The organism is Janthinobacterium longum (assembly GCF_051380735.1).
Lineage (GTDB): Bacteria > Pseudomonadota > Gammaproteobacteria > Burkholderiales > Burkholderiaceae_D > Janthinobacterium.
Map to the genome: position 1 here is coordinate 171,760 of NZ_JBNYXQ010000002.1, position 15,723 is coordinate 187,482.

Consider the following 15,723-nt stretch of genomic DNA (forward strand, 5'->3'; position numbering starts at 1 on the left):
ACGGACCTACTTCTCTCTCTTCTTATGCAAAACGCAGCAAATCGTTCGATACCGCAGCGCCGCGCGCGCGGCTTCACGCTGATTGAAATCATGGTGGTGGTGGTGATCATGGGCATCCTCGCCTCGCTGGTAGTGCCCAAGCTGATCGCCCGCACCGGTGAATCGAAGGTGGCGGCGGCGAAAGTCGACATCGCCACCGTGATGCAGGCTTTAAAACTGTACCGCCTGGACAACCAGCGCTATCCGACCACCGAGCAGGGCTTGCGCGCGCTGGTGGAAAAGCCGACCGTCGGCCCGGCCGCGAATGGCTGGAAGGCGGGCGGCTACCTGGAAAAAATGCCGAAAGACCCATGGGGCAACCCATACCAGTACCTGTCGCCGGGCCTGAAGGGTGAAGTCGACATTATCTCGCTGGGCGCCGATGGCCAGCCTGGCGGTAGCGGCGACGACGCCGATATCGGCTCCTGGGACCAGTAAGCTTCTATTTCATGCCTGCCATGAGCACTCGCCGCCAGTTGCGCCAGCGCGGCTTCACGCTGATCGAACTGCTGGTGGTGATGGTCATCATTGGCGTCACCTTGGGGCTGGTGTCGCTCAATGCCATGCCGAATGGCCAGCAGGCGCTGCAAAAAGAGGCCGAGCGCATCGCCCTGCTGCTGCAGCTGGCGCGCGACGAAGCCATCGTGCGCAGCCGGCAGGTGGCCTTCGAAGCCGATGAAAACCAGTACCGTTTCCTGGTGCTCAATGAAAAACTGTGGCAAGCCGTGACGAAGGATGACTTGCTGCGCGAGCGCAGCTTTGCCAATACGCCGATGCTGCTCAGCGTGCAGCCGTCAACCAGCGCGGCCCAGCCGCTGCGCATCGTGTTCGGCCGCGAGCCGGTCGACAAGCCCTTCGTGCTGACCCTGGCCAGCGGCGAGCGCAGCGTATCGATCCGTGCCGACGGCATCGGCCACTTCACGGTCGAACAATAATGCGATTTTTTCCCCGCCCCCGGCGTCAGCGCGGCTTCACTCTGCTCGAGGTGCTGGTGGCGCTGGTGATCGTCGGCACCGCGCTGGGCGCGTCCTTGCGCGCGGTCGGCAGCCTGACACAGAACAGCGACGGCCTGCGCAGCGCCATGATGGCCACCTGGTCGGCAGAAAACCATCTGGTGCGCCTGCGCCTGGCGAAGAGCTTTCCGCAAACCGGCAAGCGCACCGAGGATTGCCCGCAGGGCGACCTGAAACTGATTTGCGAGGAAGAAGTGGTGGCCACGCCGAATCCGCGCATGCGCCAGGTGCGTGTGAATGTCTATGACGCGCAGTACCCGGCCCGGCGCATCGTGCGCCTGGTCCTGTTGTCGTTCAACGACTGATGGCGCGCCCACGCTCCGCCGCCGGCTTCACGCTGATCGAACTGCTGGTGGCGATCGGCATCCTGGCCATGGTCGCCGTGCTGGGCTGGCGTGGCCTGGACAGCATCGTGCGTTCGCGCGAAGTGCTCAATGCCCAGCTGGACCAGTCGCGCGGCATGCAGCTGACATTCGCGCAGATGCAGAGCGATTGCGACCACCTGGCCGGCGCCACTTCCGTCAGTGCCAGCACCAATACCCTGCTCAATGGTCGCGCCAACCTGTCGGCCGAGACCGACCGCCTGATTCTGGTGCGCCAGGCGGTTGCCGAGCAGCAGCCGCAGCAGCTGCAGGTAGTCACTTACCGCCTGGTCGGCGGCGTGCTGACGCGGCGCGAGTCGAACGGCACACGCGACCTGGCCGTGCTCGACACCCTGTGGCAGGCGGCGCGCGACGACACCGATACCGGCAATGCCAGCGTGGTGCTGCTGCGCGGCGTCGACAGCATGGTGATGCGTGGCCAGCGCAAGCCGACCAGCAACGCGCCGCCCGACTGGATCACCCTGGCCGCCGGCAGCAAGACCGACGACCTGGCCGGCCTGGAAGTGACCTTGCAATTGCCGGGCCAGGCGGCTGGCCTGTCCAAAGTATTTTTGCTGGGGCCGGGATGAAGTCGCATCGACTTCCCACCCGCCAGCGCGGCGTGGCCGTCATCACGGCCCTGCTGCTGACGGCGCTGGCCATTACGGTGGTGGCCAGCCTGTTCTGGCAGCAGCAGGTACAGGTGCGCTCGATGGAAAACCAGCGCCAGCGCCTGCAGACGCAGTGGGCCATGCGCGGCATGGTCGACTTTGCCCGCTTCTGGCTGCGCCAGGACAATCCGTCCCTGACGGCGCTTGACGGCATCTGGGCCACGCCGATCGAGGAAGCGCGGCTCGACGATTATGTGGACCGTGAAAAGGTCGAGATGGAAAAATTCGACGCTACCGTGTCGGGCCGCGCGCTCGACGCGCAGGCGCGTTTCAACCTCACCAACCTGGTCGATATCACGGGAGCGCCCAGCCCCGGGCAGCTGCAGGCTTATCAGCGCCTGCTGGGCAATTTGCAACTCGACAGCGGCCTGGCGCGCGCCACGGCCGACGCGGTAGCGCGCGCCAGGCCCAAGGCTCGTGCCACGCCTGATGGCGGCGACAAGAAAACCGACACCAGCTCCGGCAGTGGCGGCAGCAGCGAACCGGTAGCCATGACGCAGATCGAGGATTTGCTGGCGGTCCCCGGTTATACCCCGCAAGTGATCGAAAAGCTGCGCGATTACGTGATCGTGCTGCCGCAGGTAACGGCGGTCAACGTCAATACCGCCTCGGCCGAAGTGCTCGCTGCCGTCACCGATATGTCGGTCTCCGAGGCCAGCGCGCTGACCTTGTCGAACCCGCGCAAAAAGTTTGTCGATCAAGCCAATTTCCTCAATAATATCAATGGCAAGAAGCAGATCGATGGCGTGTTGCTCGATGTGAAGAGCCAGTACTTTCTTACCGTAATCCGGGTGCGGCTGGACCGCGCCGCGCTCGACGCGCAGGCGCTGGTGTGGCGCCAGCCGAATCCACAGCGCACCACCAGCCTGGTCTGGTTGCGGGAAAATTAAAACCTGAAAGCGAGTCCCTTTGACAACTTTGTATATCCGCCACCCGGCCAAGGCCTCCACCGATGGTGCGGCCGTCTGCGCCTTCGTGCTGGCCCATGCCGGCGATGGCGGCGGCGCGCTGCAGCAGCAGGGCAGCGCCGCCCTGGGCAGCCTGGGCCAGCTGATCGCCGGCGCCCAACGCGTGGTGCTGCTGCTGGCGGCCGCCGACGTAACGTTGCTGCGCCTGAAAACCCCGCCGCTGGCCGGCGCGCGCCTGCGCGCGGCGCTGCCTGGCCTGGTGGAAGAACATATCCTGGGCGACGCCCAGGACTGCGTGCTGGCCGCCGGCGCGCCTGACGCCGCCGGCCTGCGCACGGTGGCTGTGGCGCAGCGCGCCTGGGTGGAAGTGCTGGTGCAGGCCTTGCTGGCGCAGGGCGCGCGCAAGGTGGCGGTGCTGCCGTCGCAACTGTGCCTGCCCTTGCCGCCCGGTGGCGTGGCGGCCAGCCTGCAAACGGGCAGCCAGGGCATCGAACTGGCCTTGCGCCAGGCGCCGCAGGAAGGCCTGGGCCTGGTGCTGCCGTTTGATGCGCAACAGGCGCTGGCGACCACGCGCGCGTTTGCCGGCGACGTGCCCATGACCATATATGTGGCGCAGGACGAACTGGCGCAATACCAACAGCTGGCGCAGGATGTGGCCGGCGTCACCGTCGAGCTTGAGCATTGGGCGCACTGGATCTCCGCCAGCCGCACTGCCGCGCTGGACCTGGCGCCGGCGCTGGGGGCGGGCGGCAGCGCCGCGCGCGACTGGTCGCGCTGGCGCTGGCCATTGCGACTGGCGCTGGCGGCCGTGATCGTGAATCTGGTCGGCATCAATATCGAGTGGTCGCGCCTGAAGCGCGAAGTGGCCACCGTGAATACCTCGATGCAGCAGACATTCAAGGCGGCTTACCCGAATGAGGCGCCGGTGTTTGGCCTGGAAGAGGAACAGATGCGGCGCAATATCGCTGCGGCCCGCCTGCAGGGGGGGCAGGCCAGCATGGACGACTTCACCAGCATGAGCGCGGCGCTGGGCGAGGCCCTGGGTGGTCTGGCCGGGCGTGGCGTGGTGGCCTCGCTGGAATACCGCGAACGCAGCCTGATCGTGCGTATCAAGCCCGATACGGTCGACGCCAGCGCCCAGGCGCAGGTGAAACAGGGGCTGGCCGCGCGCAAGCTGGACCTGAACGAAACCGAGCCCGGGGTCTGGAAAATCACGGTGGCCACGGTCGTCAAGGGAGCAGCAGCATGAGCATCGTATTGAACAAGGGCCGGGCGCTGGTTGCCACGCGCCAGCAGTGGCTGCAGGCATTCTGGGCCGGGCGCACGGCGCAGGAGCGCAAATTGCTTTCGATTGGCGCAGTGGTGGCCGGCGTGGCGCTGGTGTATGCAGCGTTTTTCGAACCGGCCTGGAATGGCCGTATTGCGCTGCAAAAGAGTTTGCCCGAGCTGCGCCAGAAGGCGGCCGTGCTGCAGTCGCTGGCGCGCGAAGCTGAAGAATTGTCGCGCCAGGCGCCGGTACAGGTGGCGCCGATGAACCGCGAGGGCCTCGACGCCTCGTTGCGTGCACGAGCACTGGCGCCGCAATCGCTGTCGCTGACGGGGGAATATGCGCGCGTGCAGCTGGCCGGCGTGCCGTTTTCCAGCGTCATGCTGTGGCTCGACGGCCTGCGCCGCGAAGGCCGCATCGCGGTGCAGGATGCGAAGATCACGGCGCAAGGCAAGGCGGGGCTGGTCGATGCCACCATCTCGCTGCACCAGAGCCCGGGCGTGACCCGATGAAGCGGAGCGCGCTCTGGTTGCTGGCGATTGTCGTCAGCGTTTGCCTGACCCTGCTGGTTTTTTTTCCGGCCGCCTGGGTGGCCAGCATCGTTGAAAAGCAGACCGGCGGGCGTTTGACCTTGGGCGACGCGCAAGGTACCCTGTGGCGCGGCTCGGCCTTTATCGGCGGCGCGGCCAGTGCCGGCGGCGCCGTGACGCCGCTGTTGCCTGGCCGCTTCAACTGGCGTATTGCGCCGTCGGTGCTGTGGGGCTCGGTCGACGTCGAGCTGCAAAACGCCGAGGCGCTGTCGCAGCCGGTCAATCTGCGTGGCTCCATGTCGCACTGGCAGGTCAGCCCGGCGGCGCTGCTGCTGCCGGCCGATGGCCTGGGCGGCCTGGGCGCCCCCTTGAATACGGTGGCGCCGACCGGCAGCATGCGCCTGTCGTGGAGTACCTTGCAGCTGGCACTGGAGCAGCAGCAGTTTTCGGCGGTTGGTCGCACCACCTTGCAGATGACGGACATGGCTTCGCGCCTGTCGTCGCTGCGCCCGCTGGGCAGTTATGAACTCGATTTCGACTGGCAGGGGCAGCAGGCCCGGTTGACCTTGCGTTCCATGAAGGGCCCCTTGCTGCTCGACGGCAGCGGCAGCCTGAATCACGGGCGCATGCAGTTTTCCGGCCAGGCCCAGGCCGCAGCAGGATATGAAGAGACCTTGGCGAGTTTGTTGAATTTGCTGGGACAGCGCCGTAGCAATAGCGAAAAAAACATCATCGCCCTAGAGTTTAGACAATGAAAAAATCATCCGTGAGCCCAATTAAATCTACTTTTTCGCTGCGCCGCCTGTCTGCCGCCGCCCTGTTGTGCTGTTCCGTTGCTGGCCTGCCGGCGCCCGCCTGGTCCGCGCCCGGCGACGAGGCGGCGCTGAACTTCGTTGCTGCCGATATCGAGTCGGTGATCAAGGCGGTGGGCCATTACACCAACATCAATTTCGTGATCGATCCGCGCGTCAAGGGCACGATCACGCTGGTGTCGGAAAAATCGATCAGCAAGACGCAGGCCTTTGCGCTGCTGGCCTCGGCCCTGCGCCTGCAAGGCTATGCGGTGGTGTCGGGCGACGGCTACGCCAAGGTGGTGCCGGAAGCGGACGCCAAGCTGCAGTCGGTGCCGACCCAGGTCGGCAATGGCGCGGCTCAGGTGAAGGGCGACCAGATCGCCACCCAGGTGTTTTACCTGAACTACGAATCGTCGGCCAACCTGCTGGCCGTGCTGCGCCCGCTGATTTCGCCGAACAACACGATCAACGCCAACCCTGGCAACAACTCGCTGGTGATCACCGATTACGCCGACAACCTCAAGCGCATGGCGAAAATCATCGCTGCGCTCGACGTGCCGGCATCGGCCGACCTCGATGTGATCCCGGTACGCTATGCGATCGCCTCCGACCTGGCCTCGATGGTGAACAAGCTGATGGAGGGCGGCAATGCCGGTACCGGCACGGCTGGCGGCGCCGATACGGGCAAGGTATCGGTGCTGGCCGATCCGCGCACCAATTCGCTGGTGCTGCGCGCGCCGTCGGCAGCGCGCGCCAACCTGGCCAAGTCGCTGATCGCCAAGCTGGACCAGCCGACCACGCAGCTGGGCAATGTGCACGTGGTCTACCTGAAGAACGCCGACGCCACCAAGCTGGCGCAGACGCTGCGCTCGGTGGTGACCTCGGACGGCTCGGCCGCGACGGCGCAGCAAGGCGCCAGCACTAATACCGGCACACAGGGCAATAATAACCAGACCCAGAACATCAGCGGCATCAACAGCTCCGGCATGGGCGGCAACACGCAAGGCGGCGCCACCGGCGGCGCTTCGCTCAACAACGGCCCGCAACCGCTGTCTTCGGGCGGCGCGGCCGGTTTCATCCAGGCCGATGCGTCGACCAATACCCTGATCCTCACTTGCAACGAAGCCGTCTACCGCAACCTGCGCGCCGTGATCGACCAGCTCGACGTGCGCCGCGCCCAGGTATATATCGAGGCGCTGATCGTCGAAGTGACGTCGACCAAGGCCTCGGAATTCGGCGTACAGTGGCTGGGGCTGTCCGGTGACAGCAACAGCAACTACCGCGTCGGCGCCCTGCAGTCCTTCGCCAGCGGCACCAGCAACAATATCGCCGCGCTGGCCACCGGCAAGGGCGCCGTGCTGCCGACGGGTGGCCTGACCCTGGGCATCTTCAAACAGATCAATGGCGCGCTGGGCCTCGGTGCGCTGGCCCATGCGCTCGAATCGGACGGCAACGCCAATATCCTGTCGACGCCGAACCTGGTCACCCTGGACAACGAACTGGCCACCATGCAAGTGGGCCAGAACGTGCCTATCCTGACGGGTCAGTTCACCAGTTCGTCCGGCACCAATACCAACCCGTTCCAGACCATCGACCGCAAGGACGTGGGCCTGACCTTGAAAGTGCGTCCGCAGATTTCCGAAGGCGGCACCATCAAGCTGGCGATTTACCACGAGACCTCGAGCGTGGATAAATCGACCACCAATGCGGTCAGCGGCATCACCATCAACAACCGCGTGATCGAAAACAATGTGCTGGCCGACGATGGCCAGATCATCGTACTGGGTGGCCTGATCGAGGACAATACCGGCGACAATGCAGAAAAAGTGCGCGGCCTGGGCGATATACCGCTGCTGGGCAATCTGTTCAAGTACCAGACGCGCGAACGCACGAAAACCAATCTGATGATCTTTTTGCGTCCGGTCATCGTGCGCAACAAGGAGCAGAGCGGCAGCCTGGCAGCCGACCGCTACGACTACATGCGCTCGGCCGAATCGGCGGCCGTGCCGGCCACCGGCAATCTGATGCTGAAAGACCTCGGTACGCCGGTATTGCCGGCGCTGCAGGACGGCCAGCCGATCGGCGGCAATATGGTCACCCGCCCGGTGCCGGCTGCGCCATTGCCGCCGAAAGGCGCGCCGGCCAACGCCGCCACGCCACCGACGATGCTGCAGCAATATCAGCAAAATCAGCAGCAGAATTTGCAAAACCCTCCGCAACAGTGATCGGCCAGCCATGAGTAATTTGCTTCCTTACGCCTACGCGCGCGATTTTGGCCTGCTGGCCCGGGCCGGCGCGCAGGACGGCGCTGCGGTCGAGGTGCTGGTGGCCGTGTCGACGCCGCCGTCGGCGATTGCCGAAGTGTCGCGCCGTTTCGGCCAGGTTCAATTGAAGGTGTTGCCGCGCGAGGAACTTGATGCGGCGATCGCCGGCGCGTATGCCGGCGGCGGTGGCAACGCGACCCAGATGGCCGATGAGTTCGACGCCGACCTGGACCTGACCAAGCTGCTGCAGGACGTGCCGGCGATCGAGGATTTGCTCGAATCCTCAGACGACGCGCCGGTGATCCGCATGATCAACGCGCTGCTGACGCAGGCGCTGCGCGAAGGCGCGTCCGACATCCATATCGAACCGTTCGAGCAGACCTCGGTGGTGCGCTTTCGCATCGACGGCAGCCTGCGCGACGTGGTGCGCCCGCGCAAGGCCATCCACGGCTCGCTGATTTCGCGTATCAAGATCATGGCGCAGCTCGACATCGCCGAAAAGCGCCTGCCGCAGGACGGCCGCATCACCCTGCGCGTGGGCGGCAAGCCGGTCGACGTGCGCGTCTCGACCCTGCCGACCGGCCACGGCGAAAGGGCGGTATTGCGCTTGCTCGACAAAGAGGCGGGCCGGCTCGACCTGCAGCACCTGGGCATGAGCGCGCCCATGCTGGGGCAGTTCGACGGCCTGATCAACCAGCCGCACGGCATCGTGCTGGTGACCGGCCCGACCGGCTCGGGCAAGACCACCACCCTGTATGCGGCGCTGTCGATGCTGAACGCCACCACCACCAATATCCTGACGGTGGAAGACCCGATCGAGTATGACCTGGCGGGCGTCGGCCAGACGCAGGTGAACCCGCGTATCGACATGACGTTTGCCAAGGCCCTGCGCGCGATTTTGCGGCAGGACCCGGACGTGATCATGATCGGCGAGATCCGCGACCTGGAAACGGCGCAGATCGCGGTGCAAGCCTCGCTGACGGGCCACCTGGTGCTGGCGACCCTGCACACCAACGACGCCTCGGCGGCCGTCACGCGCCTGCTCGACATGGGTATCGAACCGTTCCTGCTGTCGTCGTCGCTGCTGGGCGTGCTGGCGCAGCGGCTGGTGCGCAAATTGTGCGGCGCCTGCAAGACCTTCGATGGCCAAAGCCAGTACTGGCAGGCGGTCGGCTGCGAGCAGTGCGGCCACACCGGCTACCAGGGCCGCGTCGGTGTGTATGAACTGCTGCGTACCACCGAGCAGATCCGCGCGCAGATCCACAACCGTGCCTCGGAAGCGGAAGTGCGCGCCGTCGCCCTGCGCGACGGCATGACCGGCATGCGCGAGGACGGCGAACGCTGGCTGCGCGACGGCACCACCACGCAAGCCGAGCTGCTGCGCGTGACCAAAGACTAGGCCCGCCACCATGCCCGCATTCCGTTATGAAGCCGTCGATGCCGTCGGCGCCACCCGCAAGGGCGTGCTCAATGCCGACAGTCCGCGCGCCGCGCGTGCCGAACTGCGCCTGCAAGGCCTGGTGCCGCTGGCCGTCGACCTGATCGCGGCGCAAGTCGATGCGGCCGGGGTGACCAAACGGCGCGGTTTCGGCGAGCGCCTGTCGAGCACCGAACTGGCGCTGTTTACACGCCAGCTGGCCAGCCTGCTCGAAGCGGGCCTGCCTCTGGAACAGGCATTTTCCGCCTTGCTGGAACAGGCCGAACGGCCTTACTTGCGCGACCTGATCGCCTCGATCCGCTCCGAAGTGATTGGCGGCGCGGCGTTTTCCGACGTGCTGTCGCGCCATCCGCGCGACTTTGCCGAGATCTACCGTGCGCTGGTGGCCTCGGGCGAGCAGATCGGCCACCTGTCGCGCGTGCTGTCGCGCCTGGCCGACTATATCGAGCGGCGTAATGGGCTGGTGCAGAAGGTGAAGCTGGCTTTCACCTACCCGGCCATCGTCACGGTGGTGGCGTTTTCCATCGTGATCTTTTTGCTCACCTACGTGGTGCCGCAGATCGTCTCGGTGTTTGCCAATACCAAGCAGAAGCTGCCGCTGCTGACCGTGATCATGCTGGCGCTGTCCGACTTCGTGCGCAATTATGGCCTGCTGGTCGCTGTCGCGCTGGTTGGCGCCTGGGTGGCATGGCGGCGCGCGCTGCAGCAGCCGGCGCTGAAGCGGCGCTGGCATACCTGGCTGCTGACGGCGCCCTTGTATGGCAAGTTCGAACGCAGCCTGAACACGGCGCGCTTCGCCAGCACGCTGGCCATTACCACCGGTTCGGGCGTACCGATTTTGCGCGCACTCGACACCAGCCGCGACACCTTGACCAACGTGGCGATGCAGGAGCTGGTGGCCGAGGCCAGCGGCGCCGTGCGCGAAGGCGTCAGCCTGGCGCGCGCGCTGTCGGCGCAAAAGCACTTTCCGCCGATGCTGATCCACATGATACGGGCCGGCGAAATCACCGGCGAGTTGCCGGCCATGCTGGAACGCGCCGCCAGCGCCCAGGAGCAGGACCTTGAACGCCGCACGCTGACCATCGCCGGCCTGCTGGAGCCGGCCCTGATCCTGGCGATGGGCGTGGTGGTGCTGCTGATCGTGCTGGCCGTGCTGATGCCGATTATTGAAATCAATCAGTTAGTGCGTTAAAAAAGAATCTGGAAAATCATGAAGCGTCTGCCTCAATTTGTAACTTTGCTCGCCCTGGTGGCGCTGTCCGTGTCGCTGGCCTATTGGGCCATGCAGCTGTTCAAGGCGCCGCAACGGCCGATCAATCCGCCGCCTGTGCCTGTGGTGCAGGATGCCAGCGTGGAGGCGGGCGCCGCGCTGTTTGGCGGCCAGGTCAGCGTGGCCACCGCCAGCAATTACCAGTTGCGCGGCGTGGTGGCGCCGGCCAATGGTCGCGGTGCCGTGGCCATTATCGCCACCGACGGCCAGCCGGCCAAGGCCTACCCGACCGGCTTCGAGGTGGCGCCCGGCGTGACGGTGCGCGAAGTCCAGGCGCGCTACGTGCTGCTGCAGGACGGCGGCGTGAGCCGTCGCATCGACCTGGTGGCCGACGACAAGTCGCTGGCGCTGCCGTCGATGACGCCGCTGCCTGTGGCCACGCCCACGCCCACGCCAGCGCCGGTGCCGGCGCAGCAGGCGCCAAACAATTCGCTGGTGCCGCCGCCGCTGCCGATGGAAGCGCAGCGTCCGCCGGTGACGGTGGCGCCCGCCGGGCAGGTGAGCACCAACCAGCCGCCGCCGAATTCGCCGGCGCATTGAGCCTGCGCGCCATCTTCCCGGGAGTACCCATGTTGTCCATTCGTGCCGTCCTTGCCGGCTGCGTGGCAGCGCTGTGCTGCCTGCCGTCCGCTGCCGTCCATGCCGCGCCTGAAGCGGATGCAGCAGTAGCCGCCGCACCAGCCCCATCGGCGCGTCCGCGCGTGGCGCTGGTGCTGTCGGGCGGTGGCGCGCGCGGCTTTGCCCATATCGGCGTGCTGAAAGTGCTGCAGGAATTGCATGTGCCGGTCGACATGGTGGTGGGCACCAGCATGGGCGGCGTGGTCGGTGGCGCCTACGCGGCCGGCGCTTCGGTGGCGGACCTGGAAAAGATGGCGCGCGAAACCGATTGGCAGCGCGTGGTGGCCGACCGTCCGCCCCGCGAGGAGCTGGCGTTCCGGCGCCGCGAGGAAGACTTGCTGCTCGCTTCGCGCATCGAGTTCGGGGTCAGCCGCGATGGCATTTCGACGCCGCCGGCCGCTGCCAGCAATGCGGCGCTGGAGGTGGCCCTGACGCGCTTGCTGCCGCCGGGCATGCGCGACCGCCCGGCCAGCGCCTTGCCGCTGCCGTTTCGGTCGGTGGCCTCGGACCTGGTCAATGGCGAACTGGTGGAACTGGTCGATACGCCTCTGTTCCTGTCGATGCGCGCTTCGCTGGCCGTGCCGGGCGTGTTTTCGCCGGTGCGCGTCAACAACCGGCTGGTGGTCGATGGCGGCCTGGTGCGCAACCTTCCGGTGGACATGGCGCGCGCCATGGGCGCCGACATCATTATTGCCGTCAATGTCGGCACGCCGCTGGCGCCGGAAAAAGAGCTGGGCAGTGCGATCGGCGTGGCACAGCAGATGCTGCAGATACTCACCGAACAGAACGTGCAGCGCTCGCTGAAGGAACTGCGCGCCGACGATATCCTGGTGGCGCCGGACTTGAGTGGCGTGAGCTTTCTCGATTTTGCCAATTATGCACGCGCCATGCGCGCCGGCGAACAGGCGGCGCAGGCGCTGGCCGCGCGCCTGGCGCCGCTGGCGCTGTCGCCGGAACAATACGCGGCGCGCGAGCAACTGCGCCTGGCCGCGCCGGCCCTGCTGGACGTGGCCTTGCCGCTGACGCGCCTGGCGGTGGAAAGCGAAGGCGACATCAATCCGCGCACCTTGCAGGCGCAGTCGGGCCTGGTGCAAGGCCAGCTGGTAAGCCAGGCCGACGTGCAGACGGCGGCGGCGCGCCTGTATGGCCGCGGCGATATCGCCCGCGTCGAGACCTCGGTGGTCGACGCCGGCGAACAGCGCACGGTGACCATCAACGCGGTCGAAGCGCCGTGGGCCAGCAACCGCCTGCGCGTGGGGCTCGAATTGGGCAGCGACTTCAAGGACAGCAACACGTACGCGCTGAAACTGCTGCATGTGGCCTCGAATCTGAACAGCTGGGGCGGCGAGCTGCGCAGCATGGCGCAGATCGGCACCACGCGCGACTTCGGCGTGCAGTTCTGGCAGCCGCTGGGGGCCGGCAACCCGTGGTATATCGCGCCCAGCCTGCAATACACCTCGTCGGCGGTCGACCTGTTTGACCAGGGCCGGCGCAGCGCGCGCATGGCCTATCGCGGCCATGGCGCCTCGCTGGTGCTGGGCCGCCAGTTTGGCTACTGGGGCGACCTGCAGGTCGGCGTCACGCGCAGCAAGGTCAAAGGCAGCCTGGTGATCCCGGCCGACCCCGGCGTGCCGGAAGAACGCGCGCTCGGCACCAACCAGTTTGTGCAGTTCCGCGTCGACACGCTCGACGGCACGGGTTTTCCCACGCGCGGCGCCTTGTTCGATGCGACCTGGATGCACTCGCCGTCACCCGGCGTCGGCGAAGCGGGCGTGGGCCGCTCGGCCGTGACGGCCCTGAAGGCCTTCGGCCGCGGCAACTGGGCCGGTCATGTGTATGCCGAATGGGCGCGCGCCCAGCAAGGCGAGGCGCCGTTGAACCTGGGCGGCTTTTTGCGCCTGTCGGGTACGCAGTTCGAATCGGTGACGGGGCGCAGCGTGGGGCTGGCCAGGCTGGTAATGGCGCGCCGTATCGGCTCGCTGCCGGCCACTTTTGGGGGCGCCGTGCGGGCCGGTTTCTCGCTGGAAATGGGCGGCGGTTTTGACCAGAGCGAACGCTGGAAGGCCAGCAAATTCACCCAGGCCGGCAGCGCCTTCATTTCGGTCGACACCCGCTTCGGTCCCGTGTACATGGCTGGCGGCGCCTCGAAGGGCGGCGAGAGCACGCTTTATTTGTTCCTCGGGCCGGCCTGGTGAGGTGCGCTTTTTTACTACCTGCTACCTGCTACCTGCTACCAGCTACCAGCTACCTGCTACCAGCTACCTGCTGCCGGCGCAGCGCGGTAAACGCGGCAAACTCCCATGAGCGGAAACCAAGCAGCAGGGTAAAGCCGTCGCGCTCGGGCGGGGCCAGACGCCGGTCGCTCTGGTGCAGCCGCGCCAGTTCCTCGGCCAGCTGGCGGATCTTTTGCACCATCTCCTGCGCGCTGGGCAGGCTCAGGCGGGCTGGGATGCACATCAGCGTCTCGCCGGCGCCATCGAAATGGCCGCTGAAATAATCGGCCACCACATGTTCGCGGAAGTACTGCTGCACCGGGCCGTCGGCCAGCCAGTGAAAGGCATTCGACACGCGCAGGCTGTAGCGGTTCAGCGGCTTCAATTCGATCAGTCCCAGGCGGTCCAGTTCAGCCAGGCAGACGATGCATTCGGCCTGCGTCAGCGCATAGGTTTCCACCACTTGTTCCAGATTCCAGTGCCCCAGGCAGCAGATTGCCACCAGCAGCAAGCGCGGCTGCGCCACCAGCGACTTTTCCTGCACCAGCGTCAGCGTGTCGGCATGCGGCGTGATGTCGGCCGCGCCACGCAGCACGTCTTCCATGGCGATGCCGGCCGCCTTGCAGATCAGGGCCAGGCGCGACAGCGACATGTCGTGCTGGCCGAACATGCGCTTGACGCTCGATTCGCTCATGCCGATGCGTTCGGCCAGCACTTTGTAGGTCATGCCGACGGCGCGCAACTCGGCGCGCAGCACGCGCAAGACCAGCTCGGGTGTACTCATGATTTCCCTTTATGCAAGATAGGTCGCATTTTACGCTACCAAATGTAGCTGCTTACGACACTTTGCACAAGCAAATGGTACTTTGCGGGAAACAGGGTGAAACTGTGCAACTGGCTTGATCGCGGACGCCCGACCGGGCGTCCGCAGGCGGCCTGCGCTGCTGCCCGGACCTTGCCGCTTACAGCACGTAGCGCGACAGGTCTTCGTTGACCGACAGCGCTTCGAGGCGTTCGTTGACATAGGCGGCGTCGATCACCAGCAGGTTCTCGCCAGTACTGCTGCCTTCGCTGGCCGTAAACGACACTTCTTCCAACAGCTTTTCCATCACCGTATGCAGCCGGCGCGCGCCGATGTTTTCGGTACGCTCATTGACCGAATAGGCGATTTCGGCCAGGCGCGTAATACCTTCGGGGGCGAACTGCAGCTTCAGGTTTTCGGTCGCCAGCAGCGCTTCGTACTGCATTGTCAGGCAGGCGTCGGTGCTGGTCAGAATGCGTTCGAAATCCGAGATCGACAGCGATTCAAGTTCCACCCGGATCGGGAAGCGCCCTTGCAGTTCCGGGATCAGGTCCGACGGTTTCGACAAATGAAACGCGCCCGAGGCGATGAACAGGATATGGTCGGTGCGTATCATGCCGTATTTGGTATTGACGGTGGTGCCTTCGACCAGCGGCAGCAGGTCGCGCTGCACGCCGGCGCGCGAGATATCGGCGCCGCCCGATTCCGAACGCGAGGCGATCTTGTCGATCTCATCCAAAAACACGATGCCGTTCTGCTCGACGTTCTGGATCGCTTTCTGCTTGAGTTCATCTTCGTTGACCAGCTTGGCTGCCTCTTCTTCGACCAGCAGTTTCAAGGCTTCCTTGATCTTGACCTTGCGCGCCTTTTTGCGTGCGCCGCCGCCCGCGCCGGAAAACATCGACTTGATCTGCTCGGTCATCTCTTCCATGCCAGGTGGCGCCATGAATTCGATCTGCGGGCCCGCTTCGGCCAGGTCGATCTCGATTTCCTTGTCATCCAGTTCACCCTGGCGCAGGCGCTTGCGGAAGGTCTGGCGCGTGTTGTCGCCGCTGCCGGAGTCTACCGCTGCCGCCGTGTTCGGCGTAAAGCCGAAGTCGCGCGCCGGCGGCACCAGGATATCGATCACGCGGTCTTCGGCCGCGTCTTCGGCGCGCGCGCGCACCTTCTTCATTTCCAGCGAGCGGGTCTGCTTGATGCCGATGTCGATCAGGTCGCGGATGATGGTGTCGACATCGCGGCCCACATAACCGACTTCGGTAAATTTGGTTGCTTCGATCTTGATGAAGGGCGCCTCGGCCAGCTTGGCCAGGCGGCGCGCGATCTCGGTCTTGCCGACGCCGGTGGGGCCGATCATCAGGATGTTCTTGGGCGTGATTTCATGGCGCAGCGGCTCGGCCACCTGCTGGCGGCGCCAGCGGTTGCGCAAGGCGATGGCAACGGCGCGCTTGGCCTTGGCCTGGCCCACCACGTGTTTGTCGAGTTCGGTAACGATTTCCGACGGGGTCATGTTCATGATCATAGTTGGCTTTCT

General features: G+C 65.6%; 15 protein-coding genes. 13 read left to right on the forward strand and 2 right to left on the reverse strand.

Annotated elements, in window-relative coordinates; all coding sequences use genetic code 11:
- Positions 1-24 precede the first annotated feature (24 nt).
- From gspG to ACQ4WM_RS09125, 13 genes are read left to right on the forward strand one after another with little or no spacing between them, the layout of a single operon-like run.
- Positions 25-477, forward strand: coding sequence for a type II secretion system major pseudopilin GspG (gene gspG, locus ACQ4WM_RS09065; RefSeq protein WP_436546376.1), 453 nt, complete (start codon positions 25-27; stop codon positions 475-477).
- Positions 478-488: 11 nt separating this feature from the next.
- Entirely contained in the window at positions 489-974 is a 486-nt protein-coding gene (gspH, locus tag ACQ4WM_RS09070) for a type II secretion system minor pseudopilin GspH (protein ID WP_436546377.1), read from the forward strand.
- A complete protein-coding gene (gene gspI / locus ACQ4WM_RS09075) occupies positions 974-1,357 on the forward strand; it encodes a type II secretion system minor pseudopilin GspI (protein WP_436546378.1) in 384 nt (127 codons plus the stop codon). The genes gspH and gspI overlap by 1 nt, the downstream gene beginning before the upstream one ends.
- Complete coding sequence (locus tag ACQ4WM_RS09080; RefSeq protein WP_436546379.1) at positions 1,357-2,004, forward strand: PulJ/GspJ family protein; 648 nt, start codon at positions 1,357-1,359, stop codon at positions 2,002-2,004. Before gspI ends, ACQ4WM_RS09080 begins: the two co-directional genes overlap by 1 nt.
- A complete protein-coding gene (gene gspK / locus ACQ4WM_RS09085) occupies positions 2,001-2,975 on the forward strand; it encodes a type II secretion system minor pseudopilin GspK (protein WP_436546380.1) in 975 nt (324 codons plus the stop codon). The genes ACQ4WM_RS09080 and gspK overlap by 4 nt, the downstream gene beginning before the upstream one ends.
- Positions 2,976-2,994: 19 nt before the next feature.
- Positions 2,995-4,242, forward strand: a complete 1,248-nt coding sequence (gene gspL, locus ACQ4WM_RS09090) for a type II secretion system protein GspL (protein WP_436546381.1) — start codon at positions 2,995-2,997, stop codon at positions 4,240-4,242.
- On the forward strand, positions 4,239-4,772 hold the full coding sequence (locus tag ACQ4WM_RS09095) for a type II secretion system protein M (protein ID WP_436546382.1): 534 nt from the start codon (positions 4,239-4,241) through the stop codon (positions 4,770-4,772). Before gspL ends, ACQ4WM_RS09095 begins: the two co-directional genes overlap by 4 nt.
- A complete protein-coding gene (gene gspN, locus ACQ4WM_RS09100; protein WP_436546383.1) occupies positions 4,769-5,545 on the forward strand; it encodes a type II secretion system protein N in 777 nt (258 codons plus the stop codon). Before ACQ4WM_RS09095 ends, gspN begins: the two co-directional genes overlap by 4 nt.
- Positions 5,542-7,809: a type II secretion system secretin GspD gene (gene gspD / locus ACQ4WM_RS09105; protein ID WP_436546384.1), complete on the forward strand. Its 2,268-nt coding sequence runs from the start codon at positions 5,542-5,544 to the stop codon at positions 7,807-7,809. The genes gspN and gspD overlap by 4 nt, the downstream gene beginning before the upstream one ends.
- Before the next feature lie 10 nt (positions 7,810-7,819).
- Positions 7,820-9,247 (forward strand): type II secretion system ATPase GspE, encoded by a 1,428-nt coding sequence (gene gspE, locus ACQ4WM_RS09110; RefSeq protein ID WP_436546385.1) that lies wholly within the window; start codon positions 7,820-7,822, stop codon positions 9,245-9,247.
- Between the two features lie 10 nt (positions 9,248-9,257).
- The gene (gene gspF, locus ACQ4WM_RS09115) at positions 9,258-10,478 is read left to right on the forward strand and encodes a type II secretion system inner membrane protein GspF (protein ID WP_436546386.1); all 1,221 of its coding nucleotides are present in this window, start codon (positions 9,258-9,260) and stop codon (positions 10,476-10,478) included.
- An 18-nt stretch (positions 10,479-10,496) separates the two neighbouring features.
- A complete protein-coding gene (locus ACQ4WM_RS09120) occupies positions 10,497-11,096 on the forward strand; it encodes a type II secretion system protein N (protein ID WP_436546387.1) in 600 nt (199 codons plus the stop codon).
- A gap of 29 nt (positions 11,097-11,125) precedes the next feature.
- Positions 11,126-13,369, forward strand: coding sequence for a patatin-like phospholipase family protein (locus tag ACQ4WM_RS09125; protein ID WP_436546388.1), 2,244 nt, complete (start codon positions 11,126-11,128; stop codon positions 13,367-13,369).
- 49 nt (positions 13,370-13,418) lie between these two features.
- Here the strand turns inward: ACQ4WM_RS09125 and ACQ4WM_RS09130 are convergent, their stop codons facing one another.
- Both ACQ4WM_RS09130 and hslU read right to left on the reverse strand, forming a co-directional pair.
- Complete coding sequence (locus ACQ4WM_RS09130; RefSeq protein WP_436546389.1) at positions 13,419-14,171, reverse strand: helix-turn-helix domain-containing protein; 753 nt, start codon at positions 14,169-14,171, stop codon at positions 13,419-13,421.
- Between the two features lie 178 nt (positions 14,172-14,349).
- Positions 14,350-15,705: an ATP-dependent protease ATPase subunit HslU gene (gene hslU, locus ACQ4WM_RS09135; RefSeq protein ID WP_436546390.1), complete on the reverse strand. Its 1,356-nt coding sequence runs from the start codon at positions 15,703-15,705 to the stop codon at positions 14,350-14,352.
- Positions 15,706-15,723: the final 18 nt, after the last annotated feature.